Origin of the sequence: Ruegeria sp. HKCCD7303, from assembly GCF_013111185.1 — a bacterium.
Taxonomy (GTDB): domain Bacteria; phylum Pseudomonadota; class Alphaproteobacteria; order Rhodobacterales; family Rhodobacteraceae; genus Ruegeria.
Map to the genome: position 1 here is coordinate 32,005 of NZ_WVRE01000009.1, position 24,217 is coordinate 56,221.

The 24,217-nt window shown below is 57.4% G+C and carries 22 protein-coding genes; 8 read left to right on the plus strand and 14 right to left on the minus strand.

The window, feature by feature from the left end:
- Positions 1-97: 97 nt before the first annotated feature.
- The 4 genes from dnaA to mutM form a co-directional block, all read right to left on the minus strand.
- On the minus strand, positions 98-1,483 hold the full coding sequence (dnaA, locus tag GS630_RS18890) for a chromosomal replication initiator protein DnaA (protein WP_171181206.1): 1,386 nt from the start codon (positions 1,481-1,483) through the stop codon (positions 98-100).
- A gap of 556 nt (positions 1,484-2,039) precedes the next feature.
- Positions 2,040-2,303 (minus strand): 30S ribosomal protein S20, encoded by a 264-nt coding sequence (gene rpsT / locus GS630_RS18895; protein ID WP_039541017.1) that lies wholly within the window; start codon positions 2,301-2,303, stop codon positions 2,040-2,042.
- Positions 2,304-2,531: 228 nt separating this feature from the next.
- Complete coding sequence (locus GS630_RS18900) at positions 2,532-3,308, minus strand: enoyl-CoA hydratase (protein WP_171181203.1); 777 nt, start codon at positions 3,306-3,308, stop codon at positions 2,532-2,534.
- Positions 3,309-3,374: 66 nt separating this feature from the next.
- Positions 3,375-4,226, minus strand: a complete 852-nt coding sequence (gene mutM, locus GS630_RS18905; RefSeq protein ID WP_171181201.1) for a bifunctional DNA-formamidopyrimidine glycosylase/DNA-(apurinic or apyrimidinic site) lyase — start codon at positions 4,224-4,226, stop codon at positions 3,375-3,377.
- Between the two features lie 86 nt (positions 4,227-4,312).
- Here mutM and ubiE point away from each other — a divergent pair, with 86 nt between their 5' ends.
- Together ubiE and ubiB are read left to right on the plus strand one after the other, a co-directional pair.
- Positions 4,313-5,065: a bifunctional demethylmenaquinone methyltransferase/2-methoxy-6-polyprenyl-1,4-benzoquinol methylase UbiE gene (gene ubiE, locus GS630_RS18910; RefSeq protein WP_171181199.1), complete on the plus strand. Its 753-nt coding sequence runs from the start codon at positions 4,313-4,315 to the stop codon at positions 5,063-5,065.
- Entirely contained in the window at positions 5,065-6,594 is a 1,530-nt protein-coding gene (gene ubiB / locus GS630_RS18915; RefSeq protein WP_171621123.1) for a 2-polyprenylphenol 6-hydroxylase, read from the plus strand. Before ubiE ends, ubiB begins: the two co-directional genes overlap by 1 nt.
- A gap of 97 nt (positions 6,595-6,691) precedes the next feature.
- On the opposite strand, the gene GS630_RS18920 is transcribed toward ubiB, so the two are convergent.
- Entirely contained in the window at positions 6,692-7,867 is a 1,176-nt protein-coding gene (locus GS630_RS18920; RefSeq protein ID WP_171621124.1) for an acetyl-CoA C-acyltransferase family protein, read from the minus strand.
- Positions 7,868-7,980: 113 nt separating this feature from the next.
- On the opposite strand from GS630_RS18920, the gene GS630_RS18925 reads away from it, so the two are divergent.
- From GS630_RS18925 to GS630_RS18945, 5 genes are all read left to right on the plus strand, one after another.
- Positions 7,981-8,544, plus strand: coding sequence for a helix-turn-helix domain-containing protein (locus tag GS630_RS18925; RefSeq protein WP_171181191.1), 564 nt, complete (start codon positions 7,981-7,983; stop codon positions 8,542-8,544).
- A gap of 110 nt (positions 8,545-8,654) precedes the next feature.
- Entirely contained in the window at positions 8,655-9,839 is a 1,185-nt protein-coding gene (locus GS630_RS18930) for a glycine C-acetyltransferase (protein ID WP_171621125.1), read from the plus strand.
- Between the two features lie 14 nt (positions 9,840-9,853).
- A complete protein-coding gene (gene tdh / locus GS630_RS18935; RefSeq protein ID WP_171181246.1) occupies positions 9,854-10,882 on the plus strand; it encodes an L-threonine 3-dehydrogenase in 1,029 nt (342 codons plus the stop codon).
- Between the two features lie 63 nt (positions 10,883-10,945).
- Positions 10,946-11,827: a tryptophan 2,3-dioxygenase gene (locus GS630_RS18940; RefSeq protein WP_171181187.1), complete on the plus strand. Its 882-nt coding sequence runs from the start codon at positions 10,946-10,948 to the stop codon at positions 11,825-11,827.
- Between the two features lie 3 nt (positions 11,828-11,830).
- Positions 11,831-12,658 (plus strand): alpha/beta hydrolase, encoded by an 828-nt coding sequence (locus GS630_RS18945; protein ID WP_171181185.1) that lies wholly within the window; start codon positions 11,831-11,833, stop codon positions 12,656-12,658.
- Between the two features lie 291 nt (positions 12,659-12,949).
- On the opposite strand, the gene GS630_RS18950 is transcribed toward GS630_RS18945, so the two are convergent.
- From GS630_RS18950 to GS630_RS18960, 3 genes are all read right to left on the minus strand, one after another.
- A complete protein-coding gene (locus tag GS630_RS18950; protein ID WP_371809165.1) occupies positions 12,950-13,909 on the minus strand; it encodes a PhzF family phenazine biosynthesis protein in 960 nt (319 codons plus the stop codon).
- A 7-nt stretch (positions 13,910-13,916) separates the two neighbouring features.
- Entirely contained in the window at positions 13,917-14,897 is a 981-nt protein-coding gene (locus GS630_RS18955; protein ID WP_171621126.1) for an alpha/beta fold hydrolase, read from the minus strand.
- A 67-nt stretch (positions 14,898-14,964) separates the two neighbouring features.
- Entirely contained in the window at positions 14,965-15,582 is a 618-nt protein-coding gene (locus tag GS630_RS18960; RefSeq protein ID WP_171181179.1) for a pyridoxamine 5'-phosphate oxidase family protein, read from the minus strand.
- Positions 15,583-15,700: 118 nt separating this feature from the next.
- Here GS630_RS18960 and GS630_RS18965 point away from each other — a divergent pair, with 118 nt between their 5' ends.
- Positions 15,701-16,600: a LysR family transcriptional regulator gene (locus GS630_RS18965; protein ID WP_171621127.1), complete on the plus strand. Its 900-nt coding sequence runs from the start codon at positions 15,701-15,703 to the stop codon at positions 16,598-16,600.
- Positions 16,601-16,877: 277 nt separating this feature from the next.
- Here GS630_RS18965 and infB read toward each other — a convergent pair whose 3' ends face one another.
- From infB to pip, 6 genes are all read right to left on the minus strand, one after another.
- A complete protein-coding gene (infB, locus tag GS630_RS18970; RefSeq protein ID WP_171621128.1) occupies positions 16,878-19,352 on the minus strand; it encodes a translation initiation factor IF-2 in 2,475 nt (824 codons plus the stop codon).
- Between the two features lie 8 nt (positions 19,353-19,360).
- On the minus strand, positions 19,361-19,984 hold the full coding sequence (locus GS630_RS18975; protein WP_171181171.1) for an RNA-binding protein: 624 nt from the start codon (positions 19,982-19,984) through the stop codon (positions 19,361-19,363).
- A gap of 22 nt (positions 19,985-20,006) precedes the next feature.
- Positions 20,007-21,626 carry a transcription termination factor NusA gene (nusA, locus tag GS630_RS18980; protein WP_171621129.1) on the minus strand — a complete coding sequence of 540 codons (1,620 nt, stop codon included), beginning with the start codon at positions 21,624-21,626 and terminating at the stop codon, positions 20,007-20,009.
- Positions 21,626-22,216: a ribosome maturation factor RimP gene (rimP, locus tag GS630_RS18985; RefSeq protein WP_171181146.1), complete on the minus strand. Its 591-nt coding sequence runs from the start codon at positions 22,214-22,216 to the stop codon at positions 21,626-21,628. The genes nusA and rimP overlap by 1 nt, the downstream gene beginning before the upstream one ends.
- Positions 22,217-22,375: 159 nt before the next feature.
- Positions 22,376-23,197: an ABC transporter substrate-binding protein gene (locus tag GS630_RS18990; RefSeq protein ID WP_171181142.1), complete on the minus strand. Its 822-nt coding sequence runs from the start codon at positions 23,195-23,197 to the stop codon at positions 22,376-22,378.
- The gene (gene pip, locus GS630_RS18995; RefSeq protein ID WP_171181140.1) at positions 23,194-24,171 is read right to left on the minus strand and encodes a prolyl aminopeptidase; all 978 of its coding nucleotides are present in this window, start codon (positions 24,169-24,171) and stop codon (positions 23,194-23,196) included. Before pip ends, GS630_RS18990 begins: the two co-directional genes overlap by 4 nt.
- Positions 24,172-24,217 lie beyond the last annotated feature (46 nt).

Sequence of the window (24,217 nt, forward strand, 5' to 3'; positions counted from 1 at the left end):
AAACTAGCCTCAGTTCTGGTCCAACCGTGGATTAATGCGCACAAGAAAACGCCCCGGACGCAAAGCACCGGGGCGTTTTCTTCATGAAATGCTCAGATCAGGCTTCCAGCGACCGCCGCAGCATTTCTACATCTTCGGCGATCTGACCGTCGGTCAGTTTCAGCTCTTCAATACGTTTCACGCCGTGCATGACCGTTGTGTGGTCTCGCCCGCCAAAACGGCGGCCAATCTCGGGCAACGAGCGGCTGGTGAGCTGCTTGCACAGATACATCGCCACCTGGCGCGGACGCGCATAAGACCGCAGGCGCTTGGGCCCGATTATGTCGGAAAGGCGAATATTGTAATATTCGGACACTTTCCGCTGGATCTCCTCAACGCTGATCTTTCGTTCTGAGGCACGCAGCACGTCAGCCAGACAGTCCTGTGTCAGCTCCATATCGATTTCGCGGCCCACCAGCGATGCGAAGGCGAACAGACGGGTCAGAGCACCTTCCAGAACGCGGACATTGGTCGAGATGCGATGCGCCAGAAACTCCAGAACACCATCGGCAATCGATAGATCGGGATAGGTGCTGCTGTACTGCTGCACCTTGTTCTGCAGGATGCCCAGGCGCAGTTCGTAGTCAGTTGGATGCAGGTCGACGACCAGACCGCATTGCAGGCGCGATTTCACACGGTCTTCCAGATCCTTGATCTCACCCGGGGCGCGGTCGGCCGAAATGATGATCTGCTTGTTCTGATCCACAAGCGCATTGAAGGTGTGAAAGAACTCTTCCTGCGTCGAATCCTTGCCCGCGATGAATTGCACGTCATCCACCATCAACACATCGACCGAGCGGAACAAGTGTTTGAAATCCATCATCCGGCGTTCACGCAGCGCCTGAACAAAGCGATACATGAATTGCTCGGCCGAAAGGTAAAGCACGTTAAGCTCAGGATGTTTTGTCTTCAGCTCCCACGCGATGGCGTGCATCAGGTGGGTTTTACCTAAACCCACACCACCATACAAAACCAGCGGGTTGAAGGTGACAGGTCCGCCTTCCGAGACACGGCGGGCGGCGGCATGCGCCAGTTCGTTGGGCTTGCCCACAACAAAGCTGTCAAAGGTAAAGCGGGAATCCAAAGGCGCGGCCTGCAAGGACTCGAGCGCATCCGAGGCAACCTCAGCCACGGGCGCGACAACAGGATCTGCAGGCGCGTCCGGGGCCGCTTGCAAGTTTGGTTTCGGACGTGCGGGCGAATTGGCGGCAACCCGGAAATCCAGCCGCTGCACGGTTTCACCTGCCGTGTTCAGTTCATACAAAATGAGGTCTGCAAAATTTTGACTGACATAGTTGCCCATAAAATTGGTCGGCACGGAAAAAACCGCCACACCATTCTGCAGCTCCTTAAATTCCAAAGGCTCGATCCAGGTGGTGTAGTTGTTCCGACCGACGGCCTTCAGCAATTTGTTACGCAGTAGTCCCCATTTCTCTTGTGTCATTCAGCGCCTCACGCATCCCATTCTTATTGGCCTGTCGGCCTTATTCATACAAACCCGGTCGCCCGGTTAAGCGTTCACTCGCACACAGGTATCCAAGCGCCAAAACCAACCCGGTTTGGCGGGATGTCTTTCAAATGCACACATGTCCCCGCTAAACGCCCGGCAATAGTTGAGCGTCCGGAAAACCGGGTTGCACGTCGCACTCTCAATTTTTTAGACAGGGCCGAGCACACCGGGCTTGTCCCGGATTTCTCGACAAATCGGCAGCCTGACATCAGCCAGTCGTCGACAACTTCTCCGGATCGTCCTGATGCCCGTCAGTTCGACCGAAGAAACAGCCTGTCCCCCCAAGCGAGTGAATCGCTGATTACAGTGGTAACAACTCCTTGCGGGGCGCGGCAACGAAACTCTGTTATTGACTCGGTTCTTTGGCCGAAAGAATCTCTCAGTTTTGTGAAGGCGCGGTTTTCCGGCAACACGAAAGAAGGCGCCGCTTCACGCGACGCCTTGTATTTAGATCAGCCTTGCTGACATGACCATTGGTCAATCAGTGGACTTAGCCCAGTGCTTTGACGCGGGCCGACAGGCGCGACATCTTGCGGGCTGCGGTGTTTTTGTGGAACACACCTTTGGTAACACCGCGCATCAGTTCAGGCTGAGCGGCACGCAGAGCAGCGGTTGCCGCGTCCTTGTCGCCAGAAGCAATCGCTTCTTCGACTTTGCGCAGGTAAGTACGGATGCGCGAACGACGCGCTTTGTTGACTGCGAAACGCTTTTCGTTCTGACGTGCGCGTTTCTTTGCCTGGGGCGAATTTGCCATGTGTTTCTGACCTTCGTTCGGTACGGTTATCTTGGGTTGCGCGCCACGGACATATCCGCACCGGATCAGAAATCACGAGTGTGAGTCGGGCCAAGCGGGCCGCACGCGCATGTATGGCGGCGGTATGTATCCAAGTTTTTCGGGTTTGCCAAGCCGATTCTCTGCGCTTGCGAACCGGACAAAAAAAGGCGGGCAAAAGCCCGCCCCCGAACCTTGGCTAGCTACGCCTTACTTGTCGCGGAATTGCGCCGCGCGCTTTTCCAGAAACGCCGCCATGCCTTCTTTCTGGTCTTCAGTCGCAAACATCGAATGGAAGACGCGACGCTCGAACAACATGCCTTCACTTAGCGGAAGTTCATAACTGCGATTGACGGCTTCTTTGGCTGCGATGGCGGTAATCTGCGACTTCTCAGCAATCTTTTGAGCCGCTCCAGTTGCCTCTTCGATCAACTTCTTGGCGGGCACAACTCGGCTTACCAAACCTGCGCGCTCGGCCTCTTCTGCATCCATGAACCGGCCCGTCAGGTTCATATCCATCGATTTCGATTTGCCGACGAACCGCGTCAAGCGCTGACTTCCACCGAGCCCCGCGATGACACCCAAATTGATCTCGGGCTGTCCGAACTTGGCAGTGTCTGCGGCGATGATGAAATCGCACAGCATCGCCAGCTCGCATCCGCCGCCCAACGCATAGCCCGCAACAGCGGCGATGATAGGCTTGCGGATCGCCGAAACCCGGTCGTTGGCATCGGCAAACAGGTTCACGTTGTAGACGTCCACAAAGCTCATCTCGGACATTTCCTTGATGTCCGCACCGGCGGCAAAGGCCTTGTCCGATCCGGTAATCACAATGCATCGCACCTTGTCGTTGCTGTCTGCATCTTCCAGCGCGGCACACAACTCACCCAGCAACTGGGTATTGAGCGCATTCAACGCATCCGGTCGGTTGAGTTTGATAAGAGCGACGTGGTCTTCGATTTCGACGATGATCGTCTCAAAAGCCATGAGGTGAAAGCTTCCGGTTGTTCCGTTCAGATACGATTCCTTATCACGCGATTTCGTTGGATCAAGTTATCTTTGGCATTGCACACAATAGAAGGATGAGCGACCGGACTGTGTGATTCTCTTGATTGTCGCGCCACAGCCCTCTGTCCGGCAAGGCTCTCCCTCGCGCCCATAGACGTCAAAGCTGTGCTGAAAATATCCAAGTTCTCCATCAGCTTGGCGGAAATCTCGCAAGGAAGAGCCGCCTGCTTCTATGGCGTCCTGCAACACTTGCCGGATGATCGGAACCAATGCGGCAACACGGGATGCAGAAATCTGCCCGGCTTTGCGACGTGGCGACACCTTGCCGCGATAAAGCGCCTCGCAGACATAGATATTGCCCAATCCGGCAACGATTCCCTGATTCAAGAGCGCGGATTTGACCGGGGTGTTCTTGCCTTTGAAGGCCTCGATCAGGTGCTCTTCGTGGAAGTCATTGCCCAAGGGCTCTGGCCCCAGAACCGACAGCAACTTGTGGTCATCCGCCGTTGCTGTCGGCATCAGGTCCATGGCGCCAAACCGACGTGGGTCATTGAAGGTCACGCGGGCACCGTTGGCCATGTGAAAGACGACATGGTCATGCTTCTCAGGCATCGGGTGCTCATGTACAAACCGCCCCAAAGGATCACCTGATACTGTCATGCGGCCCGACATGCCCAGATGAATCAGCAGCGTTTCTCCACTGCTGAGATCGGCCAGAATATATTTCGAGCGCCGCCGCAAACGATCCACCCGCTGACCCGTAAGCCGTTCGGCCATACGCTCGGGGAAGGGCCAGCGCAGATCAGGGCGATTTACGTCTGCCTGTTCAATCACCACGCCTTCCATCGCAGGGCTCAGGCCGCGTCTTACTGTCTCGACCTCGGGCAATTCGGGCATTACACGGCTCCTAATTCAAAGGGCCGCATTGTGCGCGCCTCTTATGGCCCTATAACAGAGGCGAAATTCGACGAACGGCAAGGCAAATGTCCGACAACAGCGACAAGACCACTCATTTCGGGTTTGAAACCGTGCGCGAGGCTGACAAGGCCGGGCGCGTGCAGGGCGTATTCAACTCGGTGGCCTCGAAATATGACGTGATGAACGATGTCATGTCGATGGGCATCCACCGAGTCTGGAAAGACGCGATGATGGATTGGCTGGCCCCACGCCCTGGCCAACGGCTGCTGGATGTGGCGGGCGGAACAGGGGACATCTCTTTCCGCTTCCTCAAACGCGCAGGCCACGGCCACGCCACTGTTCTGGACCTGACCGAACCTATGCTGGTCGAAGGCCGCCAACGCGCCGAAGCCGACCAGATGTCGGACAGCCTGAATTGGGTGGTCGGGGATGCGATGGCCCTGCCGTTTGAAGACAACACCTTTGATGTTTACACGATCTCTTTCGGCATCCGGAACGTCACCCGCCCGCAAGAGGCCCTGAACGAAGCGTTCCGCGTACTGAAACCCGGCGGTCGCCTGATGGTGCTGGAATTCAGCCAGTTGCCCAATGACGGGCTGCAAAAGCTTTACGATCTCTACAGCTTCAACGTCATCCCACGCATGGGTAAGCTGATCGCCAATGACTATGACAGTTATCAGTACCTTGTGGAATCTATCCGTAAATTCCCCGATCAAGAAACCTTTCTGGGCATGGTCCGCGCTGCTGGCTTCGAGAACGCCAAGTACCGAAACCTGAGCATGGGCATCGCCGCGCTGCATTCCGGCTGGAAAATCTGATGCGCGGTCCTCACAATATTATCCGCCTGATCCGCACAGGCGCCACTTTAGAGCGCACCGGTGCCATGAACGTGGTTCTGGACGCTTTTGAGGCCCCCCGGTCGCTGCGGTTTATCGCCCACGCGTTGGGCAAGCCGTTCCAGTGGCTGGGCTACAAAGGCGATCCTGACATGCCGCCTGCCACCCGTGCTCTGACAGCGCTTGGTCCGGCCTACATCAAGTTTGGTCAGGTGCTGTCCACCCGCCCCGATGTCGTCGGCAATGAACTGGCCGAACAGCTGCGCGTTCTTCAGGACAAACTACCCCCGTTTTCTAAGTCTGAGGCCATGGCCGAGGTCGAAAAAGAACTTGGGCAGCCTGTTGCCGAGATGTTCAGCGATTTCAGCGAACCAATCGCCGCCGCATCAATCGCGCAGGTCCATAAAGCCAAACTGGTCAGCACGGGCGAGGATGTTGCCGTAAAAGTCCTGCGACCCGGCATCGAACGCGCGTTCCGCAAGGATGTAGACGCTTTCTATTTCGCGGCCCGTATCGTGCAGCTTTTCGCCCCCGGCGCGCGCCGTTTGCGTCCGATGGAAGTGATCGAACATTTCGATGGCGTTGTCCGTGGCGAACTCGATCTGCGGCTGGAAAGCTCTGCTGCATCGGAATACGCCGCCAACACCAAGGATGATGCCGGGTTCTGGCTGCCGCCCGTGGTCTGGTCGCTGTCTGCGCGTCGCGTGATGACACTGAGCTGGGCCGACGGTATCCCGCTGGGCGACAACGCAGCCCTCGACGCCGCAGGCCACAACCGCCGCGATCTGGCCGAACGCGTCCTGCGCCTGTTCCTGCTGCACGCCCTGCGCGACGGGTATTTCCATGCCGACATGCACCAGGGTAACCTGAAGGTTGCCGCCAATGGCGATATCATCGCCTATGACTATGGCATCATGGGCCATATCGACGAATACACGCGCCGGGTTTATGCCGAGATCCTCTTTGGTTTCATCCGCCGCGATTATAAACGCGTGGCCGAGGTACATTTCGAAGCAGGATATGTCCCCGCAAACCAGGACGTAGATGAATTCGCCCGCGCCCTGCGTGCAGTTGGCGAACCCATCTTCGGCATGGATGCTTCACATATCTCGATGGGCCGCCTGCTGAATTACCTATTCGAGGTGACCGAGCGCTTTGGCATGGAAACAAGAACCGAGCTGATCCTGCTGCAACGCACCATGGTGGTGGTCGAAGGTGTCGCGCGCTCACTCGACGACCACATGAACATCTGGGAGGTCGCCCGCCCTGTAGTCGAAGACTACATCAAGCGATCTATCGGCCCTCGCGCCGCTCTGAGGGATTTGGGGAAAACCGCAATGGTGCTCGCCCGTTTCGGCCCGCGCCTGCCAGCGCTTGTTGAAAACGCACTGATCGCGCAAACCCAAAAAGACGACAAAAAGAGTAACGGCTTTGGTGCATATGCCCTACCTGCCACGATAGGTGCGCTCTTTGGAATAGCCGCAACGCTGATTGCCGTGGTGCTGGGCTAATTCAAACCCGCCTGCTTCATCTGGCTAAAAATACCTTCGGGGGGAATTGCGCCAAAAGCGCAATGGGGGGCAGACAGCCCCCCTGCTCCGTTGTCGTTCAGAGCCGCTCGATGGCAAGGGCAATCCCCTGACCACCGCCAATGCACATGGTGATCAACGCTTTTGACCCACCCGTACGCTCCAACTCGTACAGCGCCTTGAGGGTGATGATCGCGCCGGTCGCGCCAACCGGATGGCCCAGCGCAATGGCACCGCCGTTGGGGTTTACCTTGGCCGCATCCAGACCCAGCTCCTGATTGACGGCCAATGCCTGTGCGGCGAAAGCTTCGTTGCTTTCGATCACATCGAAATCATCAGCCGACAAACCGGTCTTCTTGAACAGGTTTTGCACCGCCGGGACCGGGCCAATACCCATAACTTCGGGTCGCACACCAGCATGGGCATAGCTGATCACGCGTGCTTTCGGTTTCAAACCGGCTTTTTCTGCCGCGTCCGCCGTTGCCAGAACCATCGCAGCCGCGCCGTCATTGATGCCCGAGGCATTCCCGGCCGTGACGCGCCCGTCTTTCTTGAACACTGGCCTCAACCCGGCCAGCGCCTCGGCTGTAGTCGCTTTGGGGTGTTCATCGACCTGGAAATCGACCATGTCGCGTTTGACCTTGACCTGCACCGGAGCGATCTGGCTTTCGAAAAATCCCCCCTCAATCGCAGCAGCCGCACGGGTCTGGCTGGTCATGGCAAACTCGTCCATCTGCTCACGGCTGATCTGATGTTCGTCGGCCACGTTTTCGGCCGTGACACCCATATGCCCTGTGCCAAACGGGCAATTCAGTGCGCCCAGCATCATATCGAGCGAGGTAACATCACCCATCTTAGCGCCCCACCGCGCCTGAGGCACGATGTAAGGGCTGCGCGACATGCTCTCGGCACCGCCCGCCACAGCAAATTCCGCATCGCCAAGCATCAGGGACTGCACGGCGGATACAATGGCCTGAGCCCCGGACCCGCACAGACGGTTCACATTCATGGCCGGCGTACCGTTGGGGATACCCGCCTGCATCGCAGCCACGCGTGATAAATACATGTCGCGTGGTTCGGTGTTGATGACATGACCAAAGACAACGCTGCCGATCTGCGCGCCTTCAACACCCGAACGTTCAAGGGCTGCTTCGGAGGCAACAGTTGCCAGATCAATCGGAGCCATCGAGGCCAAAGCGCCGCCAAATGTGCCGATGGCGGTACGCGCACCATCCAGAATCACTACGTCAGTCATATTTTCTCCTCCAAAACCCGCGCGCATTATGCACTTGCAGCATGATCTTCAAATTAGACTCACTGTCACGCCCGGAATTGACATTACGTTGCGCAACACGCATGGATTCCGTCATGACGGAAAACACAGACGATATCCTGAACCTCCTGCCTGCACGCCTGAAAGAGGCACGCCGGGCAAAAGGACTGTCGCTTGAGGCGGTTGCCAAACTCAGCGGCGTTTCCCGGTCCATGGTCAGCCAGATCGAGCGCGGCGAAAGCAGCCCTACGATCTCGACCCTTTGGAACCTGACCCGCGCTTTGCAGGTGGATTTTGCAGGTCTGTTGGAAGGCGCACAAGCCAGTGACCAGATCGAGGTTCTGCGAAGCTCTGAGGTCCCCAGTATCGACAATATGGGGCAAAACTGCCGTATTCGCATCCTTTCCCCGCCGGAAGAAGCCGGAGGTCACGAGGTCTATGAAATTGAGTTTGGTGAAGGCGGAGCTTTGAACAGCCAACCCCACGCCCGCGGAGCGCACGAGCAGCTGACGGTGCTGGAAGGCAGGGTCAGGGTCACGTCCGGCAGCGCCATGTCGGACCTGAACCAAGGAGACACCGCGCGTTACGCTGCAGACATCGCGCATTCCATTGTTGCCAAAGGGCCCGCACGAGTCTTTTTGATCGTGAAAAACGCCTGAATCCGGCAAAATTCCGCCTTCACGGAAATTTTTCCTTCATATTGAATTTCCCCTATTTGGGAAATTCATCCGCTATGTTAGATGTGCGACTCAGTTGAACGGAGGTCGCCATGGCAGATGCATTCCTGTCCCACATCACGGACACACTCGCGCAGATCGAATCCGAAGGTTTGTACAAGCGCGAACGAATGATCACTTCGCCTCAGGGCGGTGAGATTACGGTGGGCGGCAAACAGGTCATCAACCTGTGCGCCAATAACTATCTGGGTCTGGCCGATCATCCGGCGTTGATCGACGCCGCCAAGGGCGCGATGGAGCCCAAAGGATTCGGCATGGCATCGGTCCGGTTCATCTGCGGGACGCAGGATATTCATCGTGAATTGGAACAGAAGCTGGCGACTTTCCTGAACAAGGACGACGCCATCCTGTTTGCAGCCTGTTTCGATGCCAATGGCGGTTTGTTTGAACCGCTGCTCGGACCCGAGGACGCGATTATATCGGACAGTCTGAACCATGCCTCGATCATTGACGGGGTACGCTTGTGCAAGGCCAAGCGCTATCGCTACATGAATAATGACATGAACGACCTCGAAGCCTGGTTGAAACAGGCGCGTGAGGACGGGGCGCGGCACATTATGATCGCAACGGATGGCGTGTTCTCGATGGATGGCTATCTGGCTAACCTGCCGAAGATTCGCGAACTGGCGGACAAGTATGACGCCATTGTCATGGTTGATGATTGCCACGCCACCGGCTTCATGGGGCCGAACGGTGCGGGTACGCCGGACCACTTCGGTGTTGATGTCGACATTCTAACAGGAACTTTGGGCAAGGCACTTGGGGGGGCAATCGGCGGTTACATCGCCGGGCCGCAGCCAGTGATCGACCTGCTGCGGCAGCGGGCGCGGCCCTATCTGTTCTCAAATTCGCTGCCGCCTTCCATCGTCGCCGCAGGGCTTGAGGCGATCCGTCTTGTAGAAGAAGGCGACATGCTGCGTGCCCAGCTGTTTGGCAACGCCAAATACTGGCGCGCGGGGCTGGAAAATCTGGGCTTTGATCTACTGCCCGGCGAACACCCGATCATCCCGGTGATGTTGGGCGAAGCGACGCTGGCGCAGGACATGGCGACAAAGCTGTTTGATGAGGGCGTCTATGTCTCGGGTTTCTTCTTCCCGGTTGTTCCACGCGGACAAGCGCGGATCAGAACGCAAATGAATGCGGCTCTAACCAAGGATGAATTGGATCGCGCGCTGACCGCCTTTGGCAAGGTTGGCAAAGAACTGGGGGTGATCTAATGCGCCCCAACACCATGAAGGCACTGGAAAAATCCAAACCCGAAGAGGGCCTGTGGATGGTGCAGGCCCCGGTGCCCGAGATCGGGCCGGAAGAGGTGCTGATCAAAATCAACAAAACCGGCATCTGCGGGACCGATATTCATATCTGGAACTGGGATGAATGGGCCTCTGCCACTGTGCCGGTTCCGATGATCACCGGCCACGAATTCGCCGGTGAGATCGTCGAGATCGGGCGCAACGTGACGGGGCTTGAGATCGGTCAGCGGTGTTCCGGAGAGGGGCATCTGATCACCACCGACAGCCGCCAGAGCCGCGCGGGCAAGTTCCACCTCGACCCCGGCACTCGCGGGATCGGTGTGAATGAGCAAGGGGCCTTTGCGCAGTACCTGAAATTGCCGGCTTTTAATGTCGTGCCACTGCCCGACGATATACCGGATGAGATCGGAGCCATTCTCGACCCCCTCGGCAACGCTGTTCATACAGCGCTGAGCTTCGATCTGCTGGGCGAAGATGTTCTGATCACTGGCGCAGGCCCGATCGGAATCATGGCCGCCGCAGTTGCGCGCCATGCCAGTGCGCGGAATGTTGTGATTACCGATATCAATCCAGATCGCCTGAAGCTGGCTGAACATGTGGTGCCAACTGTCCGCACCGTCGACGTGTCCAAAGAAGACCTGCAAGACGTCATTACCGAATTGGGAATGAAAGAAGGCTTCGACGTCGGTCTTGAAATGTCCGGGTCTCAAGCCGCGCTTGACCAAATGGTCGAAGCTCTTGTGATGGGTGGAAAGATCGCCTTGCTGGGCATTCCGCCCGGGAAATCACCGGTCGATTGGTCGCGTATCGTGTTCAAGGCCATCACCATCAAGGGCGTGTATGGGCGCGAGATGTTCGAGACCTGGTACAAGATGATTGCCATGCTGCAAAACGGGCTGGATATTTCTCGCGTGATCACACACCAGATGAAAGTCGACGAGTTTACCGAGGGTTTTGCCGCGATGAAATCGGGTAGGTCAGGAAAGGTGGTCCTCGACTGGACCTGACACTCTGGCCCTGCGCCGATTCACCCCCTACACATGGGGGGACGCCGGCGCAGGGAGAAGCACATGAGCGATAAGGATGATCGATTTCTTGAACGCGGGATCGAAGACACTCTGGTCACCGATTTCGCGCAGACCCATCGCAAAAGCTATGGCGATTTCCTGCAGCTCAAGACACTGCTGAACCTGCAAAAGACCTTTCAGGACCCTGCGCAACCAGATGAGATGCTGTTCATCATCATCCATCAGGTCAGCGAGTTGTGGTTGAAACTGATGCACCACCAACTGGTGGAAGTACGTCATTTCCTGCAACAGGACGAGTTCGGCCCGGCGATGAAGAACCTCGACAGGGTCAAGGCGATCCAGCGACAGTTGATCGCGGCGTGGGAAACCCTGCTGACCATGACGCCCGCCGATTACATGACGTTTCGGCAGGCTCTGGGCAACTCTTCAGGGTTTCAAAGCTATGGGTACCGGCAGATCGAGTTCATACTGGGCAACAAGGACCCCGCGACCCTAAAAGTGCATCAGCATGACCCCGAAGTTATGGCGATGCTGAATCATGCGCTGACCAAACCATCTCTGTACGACGAGGTGTTGTTCATGCTGTCCCGCCAGGGCTTTGACGTACCAAAGGACCTGTTAGACCGCGACTTTGCACAGCCCTATTCCGGTGATCCGCGCGTGGTCAAAATCTGGCTGCAGGTGTTTCGGGATAGGTCGCAGTATTGGGATCTTTATGCACTGGCGGAAAAGCTGATGGACGTGGAATCCCTATTCCAGCGCTGGCGTTTCGATCACGTCACAGCGGTGGAAAGAGTGATCGGCAACCAACCCGGCACCGGCGGCTCCAGTGGCGTGTCGTTTTTGCGCAAGGCCTTGGATTTACGCTTTTTCCATGATCTCTACGACCTACGCACCGAATTGATGTATGCGGATCAGGAGTGAGCAATGCTGTACCGGGGGTTCACACAGGCCGAGTTGGATCAGGAGTATTCGCCCTCGTCAATGATCGGTGGAGACCTCACACCCTATCTGGACAGCTACGCCGCGCTCAGTGCACAGCATCGCGCGCAGATGGAGGTGATCGGGAACATCTCTTACGGTGATGGAACCGCTCAGGTTCTGGATTTCTTTCCCGCAAAAGGTGCTGGTGCTCCGCTGCATGTCTTTATTCATGGGGGCTATTGGCAAGCCCTCAGCCAGCGCGATTCGGCGATGATGGCACCTGCCCTGATCGAGGCTGAACAGTCGTTTGCGACGCTGAACTACACACTCGCCCCGAATGCACGGATCGGAGAGATGGTCGAAGAATGTCGCGACGCTTTGCTCTGGCTAGCAACCAACGCATCTGATCTGGGTTTTGACCCGTCGCGGATCACCTTGTCCGGGCACAGCGCCGGGGCTCAGTTGGTCAGCATGGTAATGGCAAGCTCAGCCAACAAACTGGCGCGCGCGGGGCTGCGTGTGCGCGACGTGATCCTGATCAGCGGAATTTATGATCTTGAACCGATCAGCCTGACGCCGATCAACGACCCCCTGCAATTGACCCCGGTTGAGGTGAACGACCTGTCCCCCACCCGCCACCTGCCCCGCCCCGGCCCGCGCTATCACGTGACCGTGGCCGAACGCGATACGCCCGAGTTCATCCGCCAGAGCCGGGACTATGCCGAACAGCTGCGCAAAGCCGGGCATTCCGTCAGTTTCGATCTGAAACGTGGGATGCACCATTTTGACATCATCATGCATCCGGGGACGTTTTTATCGGTGTCGCGTTAGTCAAGGACATCGGGCGCCCAAAAGATTTGTCCCCTTCGCCGAGAGCCAAATAATCAAACACGAACCGAGGTTTGTACCGGAACTGCAAATGCCAGCCCCAAGCGCAACCCGGCCATTGAAATTTCGTGCTGCCCCCGCGAGCAGCACGAATTTTTGTTCCGAAACGCAAATACTCGTGTCGCATTGCGATGGAAAAGCAGTCCATACGCCAATGGGATGAACTCATTTCGTAAACTCGTCCTACGCGGAATTGGCCCCAACGAACGTCACACGTGATCAGCTTTTTTGTCGCTAGAAAGCAATTTGAAGCGAGCGCGCGACCTTGCCGTAGCCACCCGCCATGAGGCCCGAGATTGCGCCATCCTCAACCTCCAATTCAACTTTAATTAGGCTCGGGCTTGCAGGGTTCATAAACACTCCTTGCTCGATCTGGAATGAACGCTGAGATGAATCGCCAAAATCGTGCAATACACATGCCAGCGGCCCCGCGGCCATCCCGGTCGCTGCTTCCTCTTCAATCGCGTATCTGGGCGCGAACATGCGAGTCGTGGCATCTCGACTTGTCGCTAAGGGATCGTTTGTGAAGACGTAGTAGCCGATCAAATCCAGCTGCTCACTGATTTGAGTGATTTTGGCATAATCTGGTTTGACATTGGCAAGAGCCCTGGCATTTGAAAGACCAACAACGATGAAGCTATTACCGGTATTGACCAGAAGCGGTGGGAACCTCCGATCAATTTGAGAATTGTCGATCCCGAGTGAGTTCAGAACATCATCGATTTTCACGCCCTTTTTGGCCCACTCTTCAACTCCTGAATAGCGTGGGGCCAATTGCTCCATGTAGGCGGCACCTTCTTTCATGAGGATGCGCCTCGGCCCATCAACCGTCTCCTTGGAAGTATCGGGGTTGGGGATCCGACCTAACGCATCAAGGTGCGAAAAGGCTGCGATTGTCGCGTGACCGCAATGAGCGATGCGTCGGTTCGGTGTGAAGAAATCCAGCTTGAAGCCTTCGGTCTCGGACCGAGAGACAAAGGCCGTTTCGGACAATCCAACCCTTGCTGCAATGTCCTGCATGTCTTGCTCACTCAATTCATCAGCGTCCAAAATGACACCTGCGGGATTTCCTCCGGTGCCACCGTCGACAAAGCCGTGTACGACTTCAACCGTTGCCTGTCTGGCTGTATTTGCCTGCGTGTTCATTGTTCGTCTCCATGCATAAGGCCGCACCCTTGAGCATGGTGCGGCCATTTCTACGTCAGTTGCTGGCGTTGGTGATACGATTCAGAAAGGCAGTCATCTGCGTGGCAATCTCGGGTCCATACTCTTCCAGCGCGAAGTGTCCAGTATCGAGCAGGTGAAACTCAAGATCCTTCAGATCACGTTGATAGGGAAAGGCACCTTCGGCAGGGAAGATGTGATCATTCTTGCCCCACATCAGCAGCGCCGGTGGCTGATGCTTGCGAAACAGCGCCTGCCATTTTGGGTATTCGGCAACGTTGGTGCCGTAATCCAGGAAAAGTTCAAGTTGTACCTCCTGATTGCCTTCGCGGTCGAGCAAGTATTGGACGTGCCAGAAATTGTCCGGGTTAATCAGTTCCGGTTTCTGGACACCGTGGGTGAATTGCCATTTGGTAGCATCCAGAGTGAGGAATCCACGAAGCTGATCGCCATTCTCTTGCGATGGCTCGGCCCAATAGGCTTTGATTGGATCCCAGAACTCGCGCAGCCCTTCCTCATAGGCATTCCCGTTTTGAATAATGAAACCCGTGACTCGTTCGGGCTGTTCCGCAAACATACGAAAACCAACCGGAGCGCCGTAATCCATCAGATAGACCGCGTAATGATCCACGCCCTTTCGGTCGAGCAGCGACGTCATCATTTTCGATATATTCGCGAAGGAATACTCGAAGTCTTCGGCCATCGGCATATCCGATGCCCCGAATCCTGGAAAATCGGGCGCAATCACGTGGTAGCGCTTGGCCAGTTCAGGAATAAGGTTTCGGAACATGTGTGAAGAAGTCGGAAAGCCATGAAGCAGCAGGACAGTGGGCCTGTTCGGATCTCCGGCCTCACGATAGGCGATATTGATGTCGCCGATTTGTTCCGTACGGAAACTGATGGCCTGAGTAGCTTCAACTTGGGTCTCTGCGGCGATTGCAGGGGCCGGAGCAAATGGCACAGCAATGGAAAGTGCGAGAATGCTGGCGCTCAGGATGGATTTCAGATTGCGCGGCATGGGTATTTCCTTTCGTCATTCTAGGGCGCGCGTCTTAACGCGCGGGGTTTGACACCGGTCAGTTTTGCTAGCCGAGCGCCTCTTCGAGCCTTGCGTTTCGCGCTTTCAGCGCTGCCAGTTCAGTGCGAAACGGGGCCAGATAATCTTCAAATTCTTCAAGGGTCATGCGTTGGGGGATGTGCTGCGGGCAGTTCCAGTCCATCGCCTCAAGCTTGATCACAATCGCCCGCTCAGGATGAGCGCGATAGCCTGGCGCACTCAGGCGCCGCATCAGGGCCGGATCAGTCTCGGCATCAATGAGCATCGCCCGACCCCAGATCTTGAGACGTCTCTGATTGGGGTAATCCATTAGGATCAGCGAGATGCGGTCATTGATCAGCAGGTTGCCTGTACTGAGATACTGCCGGTTGCCCCGAAAATCGGCGTAGGCAAGTGTCCGTTCATCCAAAACCTTCAAAAAACCAACTGGTCCACCGCGGAATTGTACGTAAGGCCAGCCGGTTTCCGAGACCGTAGCTTGATAGAAGCCGTCCCTTTGCGCGATGAAGCTGGCCTCAACCGGGCTGATCAGGTCCTCCTGACGGGCACCTGCCAGAAACTTCGCGTAACCGGTCGCTGACCCATTCTTGGCCTGCGTTTCGCGTACGGAGGGCGTGAAACTGATCTCTGCAAAGGGTCGTACCATCGTATTCTCCACCTTGATCTGGGCTATGCCCTGGGACTGAGGTGAAGTTAATCAGAGCTTCTGTGTTGCGGAATTAGGATAATTGGCAATATATTATTCCAAAATATGGAATAATATTTTGGACAGATTTCACGCGCTAAACGTCTTTGTCAAAGTGGCCGAGCTGAAAGGCTTTGCCGCTGCGGCCCGTCTCCTCAGAATGTCGCCGCCAACAGTGACCCGAATGGTTTCCATGCTTGAGGAAAGCCTCGGGCTACGTCTTTTTGTGCGCACAACGCGCTCAGTTATGCTGACTGATAGTGGACAAAGGTTTTTTGAGGATGCCAGACGTATTTTGGCTGATCTTGAAGAGGCCGAGCGCGCCGCTTTCGGTTCCTATGCCGAACCAACCGGGGAACTAAGTGTCACCGCATCGGTCTTGTTTGGTCGTATGTTCATCACTCCGCTTCTGGGCGAATTTCTGGATCTGTATCCAAAGCTCTCAGCGCGCACGCTCTATGTGGACCGCGTGGTCAATCTGATTGATGAGGGTCTCGACGTCGGGATCAGAATTGGCAACATGGCGAATTCAAGCCTCATGGCTGTCAAATGCGGCGCAGTGAGGCAGGTACTATTTGCGTCGCCGGCATATCTTGACCAACACGGCGAACCGGAAACACCCGAAGACTTATCCAATCGTGCCATAATCAACTCAACTGCGCTCAATCCATCGGCCCAATGGCATTTTCAAACGGGCAGAAAGACAACTGTCAAACGCGTGAGCCCGCGCATCAGCATGAATACAAATGATGCTGTGATCGAGTTGGCCTTGCGAGGCCATGGCATCGGGCGGCTTCTGTCTTATCAGGTGGCACCCTACATAGCAGATGGGCGACTCAAGACTGTTTTAAAGCCTTATGAACCGCCCGAGGTTCCCATCCATCTTGTGCATCAAGAGGGCCGAACCGTGTCTGCGAAAGTGCGCGCCTTTGTGGATTTTGCCGCCGAGTGCCTCAAGTCCAACCCCCTACTTGGCTAAACGGGATCCCGGTTTGAGAGCGCGACCAACTAAAAGGCGAACTCGTACTATTCAGCCGCTGCTGCACCCGAAGATGTCCATACATTTGGAACAAAGGCACCATCCAACGCAGTGTTGAGAGGAAATGCAGTTGCCGCGAATGCGTCAGGATGCTGCGTCAGAAAAGGTGCGGAATCCAAGATTGGTTTTGCCCACGCGGCAGATGTTGAAACCCAACAAGAACCAACAAAAAAGCGGCCCAAGGGGGCCGCTTTCTCTAATTTCGTTTTGAACCGGATCAATCCAGTGTCCGGGTGACCTCTTCGCGCTCGAAGATTTCGATAACGTCTCCTTGGCGAATATCGTCGTAGTTCTCGAACGCCATACCGCATTCCTGACCCGACTGAACCTCGGCCACTTCGTCCTTGAAGCGTTTGAGCGTCTTCAGCGTGCCCTCGTGGATCACCACGTTGTCGCGCAGCAGGCGGACACCTGCCGAACGACGGGCAACACCTTCGGTGACCAGACAGCCGGCAACTTTGCCGACGCCGGTGACCTTGAAGACTTCGCGGATCTCGGCATAGCCGATGAACTTCTCGCGGATCTCGGCGCTCAGCAGGCCGGATGCAGCTGCTTTCACGTCGTCCACAAGGTCATAGATCACCGAGTAATAGCGGATCTCAACACCCTTCTGGTTCGCGGTGTTCCGGGCCGATGCGTTGGCACGAACGTTGAAGCCCATGACTGGCGCGCCTGATGCTTCGGCCAGGCCGACGTCGGTCTCGGTGATCGCGCCCACGCCCGAATGCAGCACGCGCACGCGCACTTCGTCGTTGCCGATTTTTTCCATCGCCTGAACGATAGCTTCGGCAGACCCCTGCACGTCAGCTTTGACGAGGATCGGCAGCTCGGCCACGTTCTCGTCTTCTTTCGCCTTTTGCATCAGCTGTTCAAGGGTCGTTGCGGCACCAGCGGCGGCGCGTTTGTCCTTGGCAGCTTGTTCGCGATAAGCGGCGATTTCGCGGGCTTGTGCTTCGGTCTCGGTCACGTTCAAAACGTCACCGGCTTCGGGCGTGCCGTTCAAGCCCAGAACCTCGACAGGAACCGATGGGCCAGCTTCTTTGACGCGGTCACCCTTGTCGTTGATCAGCGCGCGGACCTTACCGTATTGCTCACCCACAACGAAGATGTCGCCCTGGCGCAACGTGCCGTTCTGAACCAGAACGGTGGCCACAGGACCACGACCAACATCCAGCTGCGCCTCGATCACAGCACCTTGGGCGGCGCGGTCGGGGTTGGCTTTCAGTTCCAGAATTTCGGCTTGCAGCGCAATGGCTTCCAGCAGCTCGTCCAGACCCTGACCGGTGATCGCGGACACTTCGACGTCCTGAACCTCACCCGACATTTTCTCGACGATCACTTCGTGTTGCAGCAGATCGGTGCGCACCTTGTCCGGGTTTGCGTCCGGCTTGTCGACCTTGTTGATCGCCACGATCATGGGCACTTCTGCCGCTTTGGCGTGGTTGATCGCCTCGATCGTCTGCGGCATCACTGCGTCGTCAGCCGCAACAACCAGAACCACGATATCCGTGACCTGAGCACCGCGCGAACGCATCGACGTAAACGCTGCGTGGCCCGGTGTATCCAGGAAGGTCAGCGTGGTGCCGCCCTCGGTTTTCACCTGATAGGCGCCGATATGCTGGGTAATGCCACCGGCCTCGCCCGCCACAACACGCGCATCGCGGATTGCATCCAACAGCGAGGTTTTACCGTGGTCAACGTGACCCATGATGGTGATGACCGGCGGGCGCGGCTTCAGATCTTCATCGCTGTCTTCGACCTCTTTGATGACGTCTTCAACATCCGAGTCAGAAACACGCGTGACCTTGTGGCCAAATTCTTCGATGATCAGTTCAGCCGTGTCAGCGTCGATGGTCTGGTTCTGTGTGACCATCATGCCCATCTGCATCAGCGATTTGACAACGTCAGCCACACGTTCGGCCATACGGTTGGCCAGTTCCGAGACCATGATGGCCTCGGGCAGCTGCACGTCACGGATCACCTTTTCCCGCTCAACCGTGCCGCCCATGGCTTTCTGACGCGCACGCTCTTGCTTGCGTTTCATCGCAGCCATCGAGCGTTGGCGGTTGCCTTCGCCACCAGTGGCCTGACCCAGTGTCAGCTTGCCAGAACGGCGATTATCTTCACGACCTTTGCCGCGACCGCGCTGCTCGCGTTCACGATCCTGTTTACGCGGTGTCGCAGCAGGCGCAGGTTTGCTGGCCGGAGCGCGTGCCGCTTTCGGCTCTTCCGGCGCAGGCGCTGCAGCAGCACGTTTGGCAGCTTCTTCCGCCTCTTTGCGCTTGCGCTCTTCTTCTTCCGCCTTCTGGCGTGCACGCTCTTCGGCTTCGCGCTGTTCGCGCTCCTTGGCTTCCTGTTCCGCACGGCGGCGGGCGCGCTCTTCTTCGCGCGCCTTTTCAGCGGCCTCACGGGCGGCGGCCTCTTCAGCCTCGCGCGCCTTGGCTGCTTGCAGCGCCTTCATGCGGCGCGCCATTTCCGCGTCGGATATACCCGCCGGGCGACGCGACGGATCACCCGAAGGTGCAGCACCGCCACTTGGCTTTGCCGCGCCCGGCTTGGGGACCACCACGCGCTTGCGTTTGGTTTCCACCACGACATTCTTGGTGCGTCCGTGGCTGAAACTCTGTTTCACATTTCCGGGGCGTGCCCCGCCACGAAGACCCAATGTCTTTTTGCCGTCATTATCGCTCATAAAGCTTCTTACCCTTCCGCGCGGCCCCTGCCGCCGTCATCCGTTTCGCGCAAGCCACGCAAGCGCTGCGCTTCCTCTACAACACGTTTGGCGAGTCCGCCAGAGGCCATGGCAGCATGAATCACCGTTTGGCGTCCAAATGCCTGCCCTAATTCGTCCGCAGTCAGCCAACCAATGTATTTTCCGAAGTGCGGCGTGCTGAGTTTGGACTTGCCGCGCCCCGATCCATCAATGGCCTGAAGCAGCACCTGCGCCTCTTCTCGGTCCAGCCACGTCTTGACCTTTTCATACCCGGCAACCGCGTCACCGGACTTGCGCGCCAGACTGAGCAACTCAACCACGCGGCGCGCGATCTGTTTTTCAACTTCGTCGCTCAGATCGCTCGGCACAGAAACCTGCGCCTTGAACCCGCGCGCAAACAGCTTTTTGCCAACGGCCTTGTCCAGCGCGGCGCGATCTGCCGCCACATAGACCCCACGCCCCGGCAGCTTTGCCGCAACATCGGGATAAACCTGACCGTCCGGTCCCGTCACAAAGCGGATCAGACCGTATTTCGGCTGAACCTCGCCCGTGGCAATGCACTTGCGTTCGGGTCCGTCAGACCGATCTTTATGGACGCCACCGCGACCCATACGCGCCACCCGAGGCCTGAGATCAGGCCTCGACCTCCTCGTCTTCTGCGTCGCCGTCGACATCCTCTTCCGCCTGCTCCAACTCGGCCGGATCAACCCAACCCAACAGGATGCGCGCGGTCATGACCATGTCCTGTGCCTCTTCCAGCGTCACGCCAAAAGGTTCAAGTACACCGTCATCCTTGATGCGTTCGCCATCAACCGTGGTCCAGCCACCGGCCAGTTCCCAGTCCGCGCAGGTTGCGAAATCTTCCAAAGTCTTCACATCGTCCTTGGCCAGCGCTTCTACCATCTGGGGTGTCAGGCCTTCGAATTCAATAAGGCTGTCCTCAGCGCCCAGCGCACGGGCTGCGTCCAGTGCTGCCTTGGCCTGCGCTTCCAGGAATTCACGTGCACGGGTTTGCAGTTCCTGTGCCGTGCCTTCATCAACGCCGTCAATGACCAGCAGTTCTTCGATTTCGACATAGGCAACCTCTTCGAGGTTAGTAAAGCCTTCGGACACCAGCAACTGAGCGAAGAACTCGTCCAGATCCAGCGTTTCCATGAACAATTGGGTGCGGGCTTCGAATTCTTTCTGACGACGCGCCGATTCCTCGGCTTCTGTCATGATGTCGATGTCCAGATTCGTCAGCTGGCTGGCCAGACGTACGTTTTGACCACGGCGGCCGATGGCCAGCGAAAGCTGTTCCTCGGGGACCACAACTTCGATCTTGCCGGCTTCTTCGTCCAGAACCACCTTGGAGACCTCGGCGGGCTGCAGCGCGTTCACCAGGAAGGTCGGTTGATCTTCGTTCCACGGAATGATGTCGATCTTTTCGCCCTGCAATTCGTTCACAACCGCCTGTACGCGGCTGCCGCGCATACCGACGCAAGCACCGACGGGGTCAATCGAACCGTCATACGAAATCACGGCGATCTTCGCGCGCGAGCCGGGGTCACGGGCCACGGCCTTGACCTCGATGATGCCGTCATAGATTTCCGGCACTTCCATCTTGAACAGTTCCGCCATGAATTCTGGCGCGGTGCGCGACAGGAAGATCTGGTGGCCACGAACCTCACGACGCACTTCCTTGATATACGCACGAACGCGGTCATTTGGGCGATAGCTTTCGCGACCGATCTTGTCATTGCGGCGCAGAACAGCCTCGGCACCGCCCAGATCGACGATGACATTGCCGAATTCCTCGCGCTTGACTGCACCGTTGATGATGGTGCCCGCACGATCCTTGAACTCTTCGTACTGACGATCACGTTCCGCTTCGCGGACTTTTTGCAGGATCACCTGTTTCGCGGACTGCGCTGCGATACGGCCCATTTCCACGGGGGGCACTTCTTCGACGAAGACGTCACCAACCTCGGGCGCTTCCATGTACTGGCGCGCCTGTTCGACAGTCATTTCCGCCTGATAGTTCTCAAGCTCTTCATCCTCGACCACGGTGCGCACACGAGTAAAGGTCGCCTTGCCGGTCTTACGGTCGATGGACACGCGAATGTCCATTTCCGCGCCGTAACGGCTCTTGGCGGCACGGGCGAGCGATTCCTCCATCGCTTCGACAACCAGACCGGGGTCGATCATCTTTTCGCGGGCCACGGCCTCGGCGGTCTGCAGCAGCTCCAGCTGGTTGGCTGAGGTGATTGCCATCAGTTCGTCTCCTCTTCGGACCCTTCGGTCTCAATCTCGTCGAAAGCGTTTTCGTTCAGGGCGCCGGCGTCCTTGCGCTGGCGCAGCATTTCCTTGATCAGATCATCGGTCAGGACCAGCTTGGCGTCGCTCAACCAGTCGAATTGCAGACCGATGGTGATCGTCTCATCTCCCTCGGGGATGTTGATCAGAACCTCATCCCCTTCGATCCCGGCCAATTCACCTTTGAAGCGGCGGCGACCGTCGATCAGCTCGGCCGTTTCGATCTTGGCCTCATAGCCTTCAAACGTCTCAAAATCCTTGAGGCGCGTGAGAGGGCGGTCGATACCGGGACTGGACACTTCCAGCGTATAGGCATCAAGGATCGGGTCTTCGACATCCAGCGTGGCGCTGACCGCGTTCGAAATCTCGGCACAGTCGTCCACTTCGATGCCGCCGTCGGGCTTGTCCGCCATGATCTGCAGCGTGGTCTGCTTACCGCTCATCAGGCGGATACGCACGAGTTCGTACCCCAGATCCTCGATCACGGGGGCGATGATCTCGGCCAGTCGCCGGTCAATGGCAGCTTTGGCTATCAAGTCGTTTGTCATCAGGTGCTCTACCCTTTAATCGGGCACAAAAAAACGGGCGCGCGGCCCGTCGAATTTTCCGGTGGAGCCTTGAACCAGAAGTCCAACGCGCCGCTGTTGAAACTGCATATACGCAGGATGGTCCGAGTCTGCAACCCCCGGCGGGATTCGCAGCCGAATTTACGCCATCCACCACCGTTCTGCGATACGGCCGTCGTCCAAAACCGAAGGTCCTGCAATATGGCGCGGCATTCCGACAGCACCAGCTACAGCAAGGGCCATGTCCGCTTCGGACGGGTGAAACCGAAGACCGCGGACACCCTGCATTTCCGCCTTATCCGGCAGAGCCGCCACATCGACATAACCATCGCGCAGCGCTTCGGCCCGAACCCCCGCGTCCGGAATTACGATAACCTCGATGGCATCGACCCATCCGGCCTGACCATCCTTGTAATGCCCCACCACACGGCGACCGAGGAAATGTCGCCCGTCTTCGGCCCGTTCGACGCGGTAACAGCCAGTGCCGTTGGCGGCATGTAATGGCGACACAGTTTGACCCGATCGTTTGACGACAAACCGGCTGTCTGCCAACATAAAGGGCAGACCCGGATTGGCCTGAGCCAGTTCCAAGTGCACGCGATTGGGGGCCATGGCTTCGGCGCGACCAACTTCCGCCAGAACGGCCAGAACGTCCGTAATTTCCAACGGTGTACCATCGTGGAAAACCGCATCATCACGCAGATCAAAGGTCCAGACCCGTGCGTCGGCGTCGGTCTGCCACCCTGTTGCAAGCTCACCCCGCAGCGTTCCGTCGGGCGCGATCTCGGTCAAAGAGTCGAAAACAGCCCCGCGTGCAACTTGTTCAAGGCTGTCGTCGCGCGGTACGGCCAGACGCAACGTGCCGCCTTTCTTCGGCGTGTCCGCCAAGGACGCACCGGTCGCCGCCAAAAGCGCGGCAGCGGCACCTGACGCAAACAAGGCACGGCGGTCAATCCGGGTCATGCCACACCCTCCGCCACGCGATCCATGATGCGCACAAGCTCGGCGCTGATGCCGGGTTCAGACAACGCATGGCCCGCCTGCCGCACCATCTTCAACTCGGCATTGGGCCAGCGTTCAGCCAGATTCCATGCGGCCTGAGGCGGGCAGATCATGTCGTACCGCCCCTGAACGATATGTCCGGGAATATCGGCGATCCGATCCATCTGATCCAGAATCTGCCCATCCCTCTCCAGAAACGCCTTGTTGATGAAATAGTGATTCTCGAGCCGCGCAAAGGTGCGGGCGTATTCACCCGGACTTTCGCCCACCGATCCGTTGGTATGGATCGAGGCCAGCGCATTTTCCCAATGCGACCAGGCGCGTGCATACAGGATCTCGGTCGCGCGATCGCCCGAGAACAGGCGCTTATTATAAGCAGCAATTGTATCGTCCAGCTCACCCTCGGGCAGCAGAGCGGTGAATTTTTGCCAGTGCTCGGGCCAGAACCGTCCGGCCCCACCGCCGTAGAACCAGTCCAACTCGGCCTGCGTGGCCAGAAACACACCGCGCAGCACCAGACGGCTGACCCGATCAGAATGCGTCTGCGCATAGATCAGAGCCAGCGTCGCCCCCCAGCTGCCGCCAAAAACGATCCACTCATCAATTTCGAACAGTTCGCGTAGCCGTTCGATATCAGCGACAAGATGCCACGTCGTGTTGTTTTCGACCGATGCTGTGGGCCGCGACCGACCACATCCGCGTTGATCAAACAGAATCACCCTGTACGCACGCGGATCAAAATAGCGCCGCATAGCAGGGCTGCAGCCGCCCCCTGGGCCTCCGTGAAGGATAACAACCGGTATCCCATCGGGATTGCCGCATTGTTCCACATAGATACGGTGCCCATCGCCCATATCGACCATGCGCTGATCGAACGGGTCGATCGGCGGGTACAGATATTGAACTGCGCGCTTTTGGTCCGGGTACTTGTCCATTATGGCCCTATATAGTCCTTAAGCGTAAAAGAGCATACGGAGACAG

Excerpts from the sequence above, each read along its gene's own strand:
- dnaA (WP_171181206.1), bottom strand. The coding sequence starts at position 1,483 with ATGACACAAGAGAAATGGGGACTACTGCGTAACAAATTGCTGAAGGCC.
- rpsT (WP_039541017.1), bottom strand. The coding sequence starts at position 2,303 with ATGGCAAATTCGCCCCAGGCAAAGAAACGCGCACGTCAGAACGAAAAG.
- GS630_RS18900 (WP_171181203.1), bottom strand. The coding sequence starts at position 3,308 with ATGGCTTTTGAGACGATCATCGTCGAAATCGAAGACCACGTCGCTCTT.
- mutM (WP_171181201.1), bottom strand. The coding sequence starts at position 4,226 with ATGCCCGAATTGCCCGAGGTCGAGACAGTAAGACGCGGCCTGAGCCCT.
- ubiE (WP_171181199.1), top strand. The coding sequence starts at position 4,313 with ATGTCCGACAACAGCGACAAGACCACTCATTTCGGGTTTGAAACCGTG.
- ubiB (WP_171621123.1), top strand. The coding sequence starts at position 5,065 with ATGCGCGGTCCTCACAATATTATCCGCCTGATCCGCACAGGCGCCACT.
- GS630_RS18920 (WP_171621124.1), bottom strand. The coding sequence starts at position 7,867 with ATGACTGACGTAGTGATTCTGGATGGTGCGCGTACCGCCATCGGCACA.
- GS630_RS18925 (WP_171181191.1), top strand. The coding sequence starts at position 7,981 with ATGACGGAAAACACAGACGATATCCTGAACCTCCTGCCTGCACGCCTG.
- GS630_RS18930 (WP_171621125.1), top strand. The coding sequence starts at position 8,655 with ATGGCAGATGCATTCCTGTCCCACATCACGGACACACTCGCGCAGATC.
- tdh (WP_171181246.1), top strand. The coding sequence starts at position 9,854 with ATGAAGGCACTGGAAAAATCCAAACCCGAAGAGGGCCTGTGGATGGTG.
- GS630_RS18940 (WP_171181187.1), top strand. The coding sequence starts at position 10,946 with ATGAGCGATAAGGATGATCGATTTCTTGAACGCGGGATCGAAGACACT.
- GS630_RS18945 (WP_171181185.1), top strand. The coding sequence starts at position 11,831 with ATGCTGTACCGGGGGTTCACACAGGCCGAGTTGGATCAGGAGTATTCG.
- GS630_RS18950 (WP_371809165.1), bottom strand. The coding sequence starts at position 13,909 with ATGGCCGCACCATGCTCAAGGGTGCGGCCTTATGCATGGAGACGAACA.
- GS630_RS18955 (WP_171621126.1), bottom strand. The coding sequence starts at position 14,897 with ATGCCGCGCAATCTGAAATCCATCCTGAGCGCCAGCATTCTCGCACTT.
- GS630_RS18960 (WP_171181179.1), bottom strand. The coding sequence starts at position 15,582 with ATGGTACGACCCTTTGCAGAGATCAGTTTCACGCCCTCCGTACGCGAA.
- infB (WP_171621128.1), bottom strand. The coding sequence starts at position 19,352 with ATGAGCGATAATGACGGCAAAAAGACATTGGGTCTTCGTGGCGGGGCA.
- GS630_RS18975 (WP_171181171.1), bottom strand. The coding sequence starts at position 19,984 with ATGGGTCGCGGTGGCGTCCATAAAGATCGGTCTGACGGACCCGAACGC.
- nusA (WP_171621129.1), bottom strand. The coding sequence starts at position 21,626 with ATGGCAATCACCTCAGCCAACCAGCTGGAGCTGCTGCAGACCGCCGAG.
- rimP (WP_171181146.1), bottom strand. The coding sequence starts at position 22,216 with ATGACAAACGACTTGATAGCCAAAGCTGCCATTGACCGGCGACTGGCC.
- GS630_RS18990 (WP_171181142.1), bottom strand. The coding sequence starts at position 23,197 with ATGACCCGGATTGACCGCCGTGCCTTGTTTGCGTCAGGTGCCGCTGCC.
- pip (WP_171181140.1), bottom strand. The coding sequence starts at position 24,171 with ATGGACAAGTACCCGGACCAAAAGCGCGCAGTTCAATATCTGTACCCG.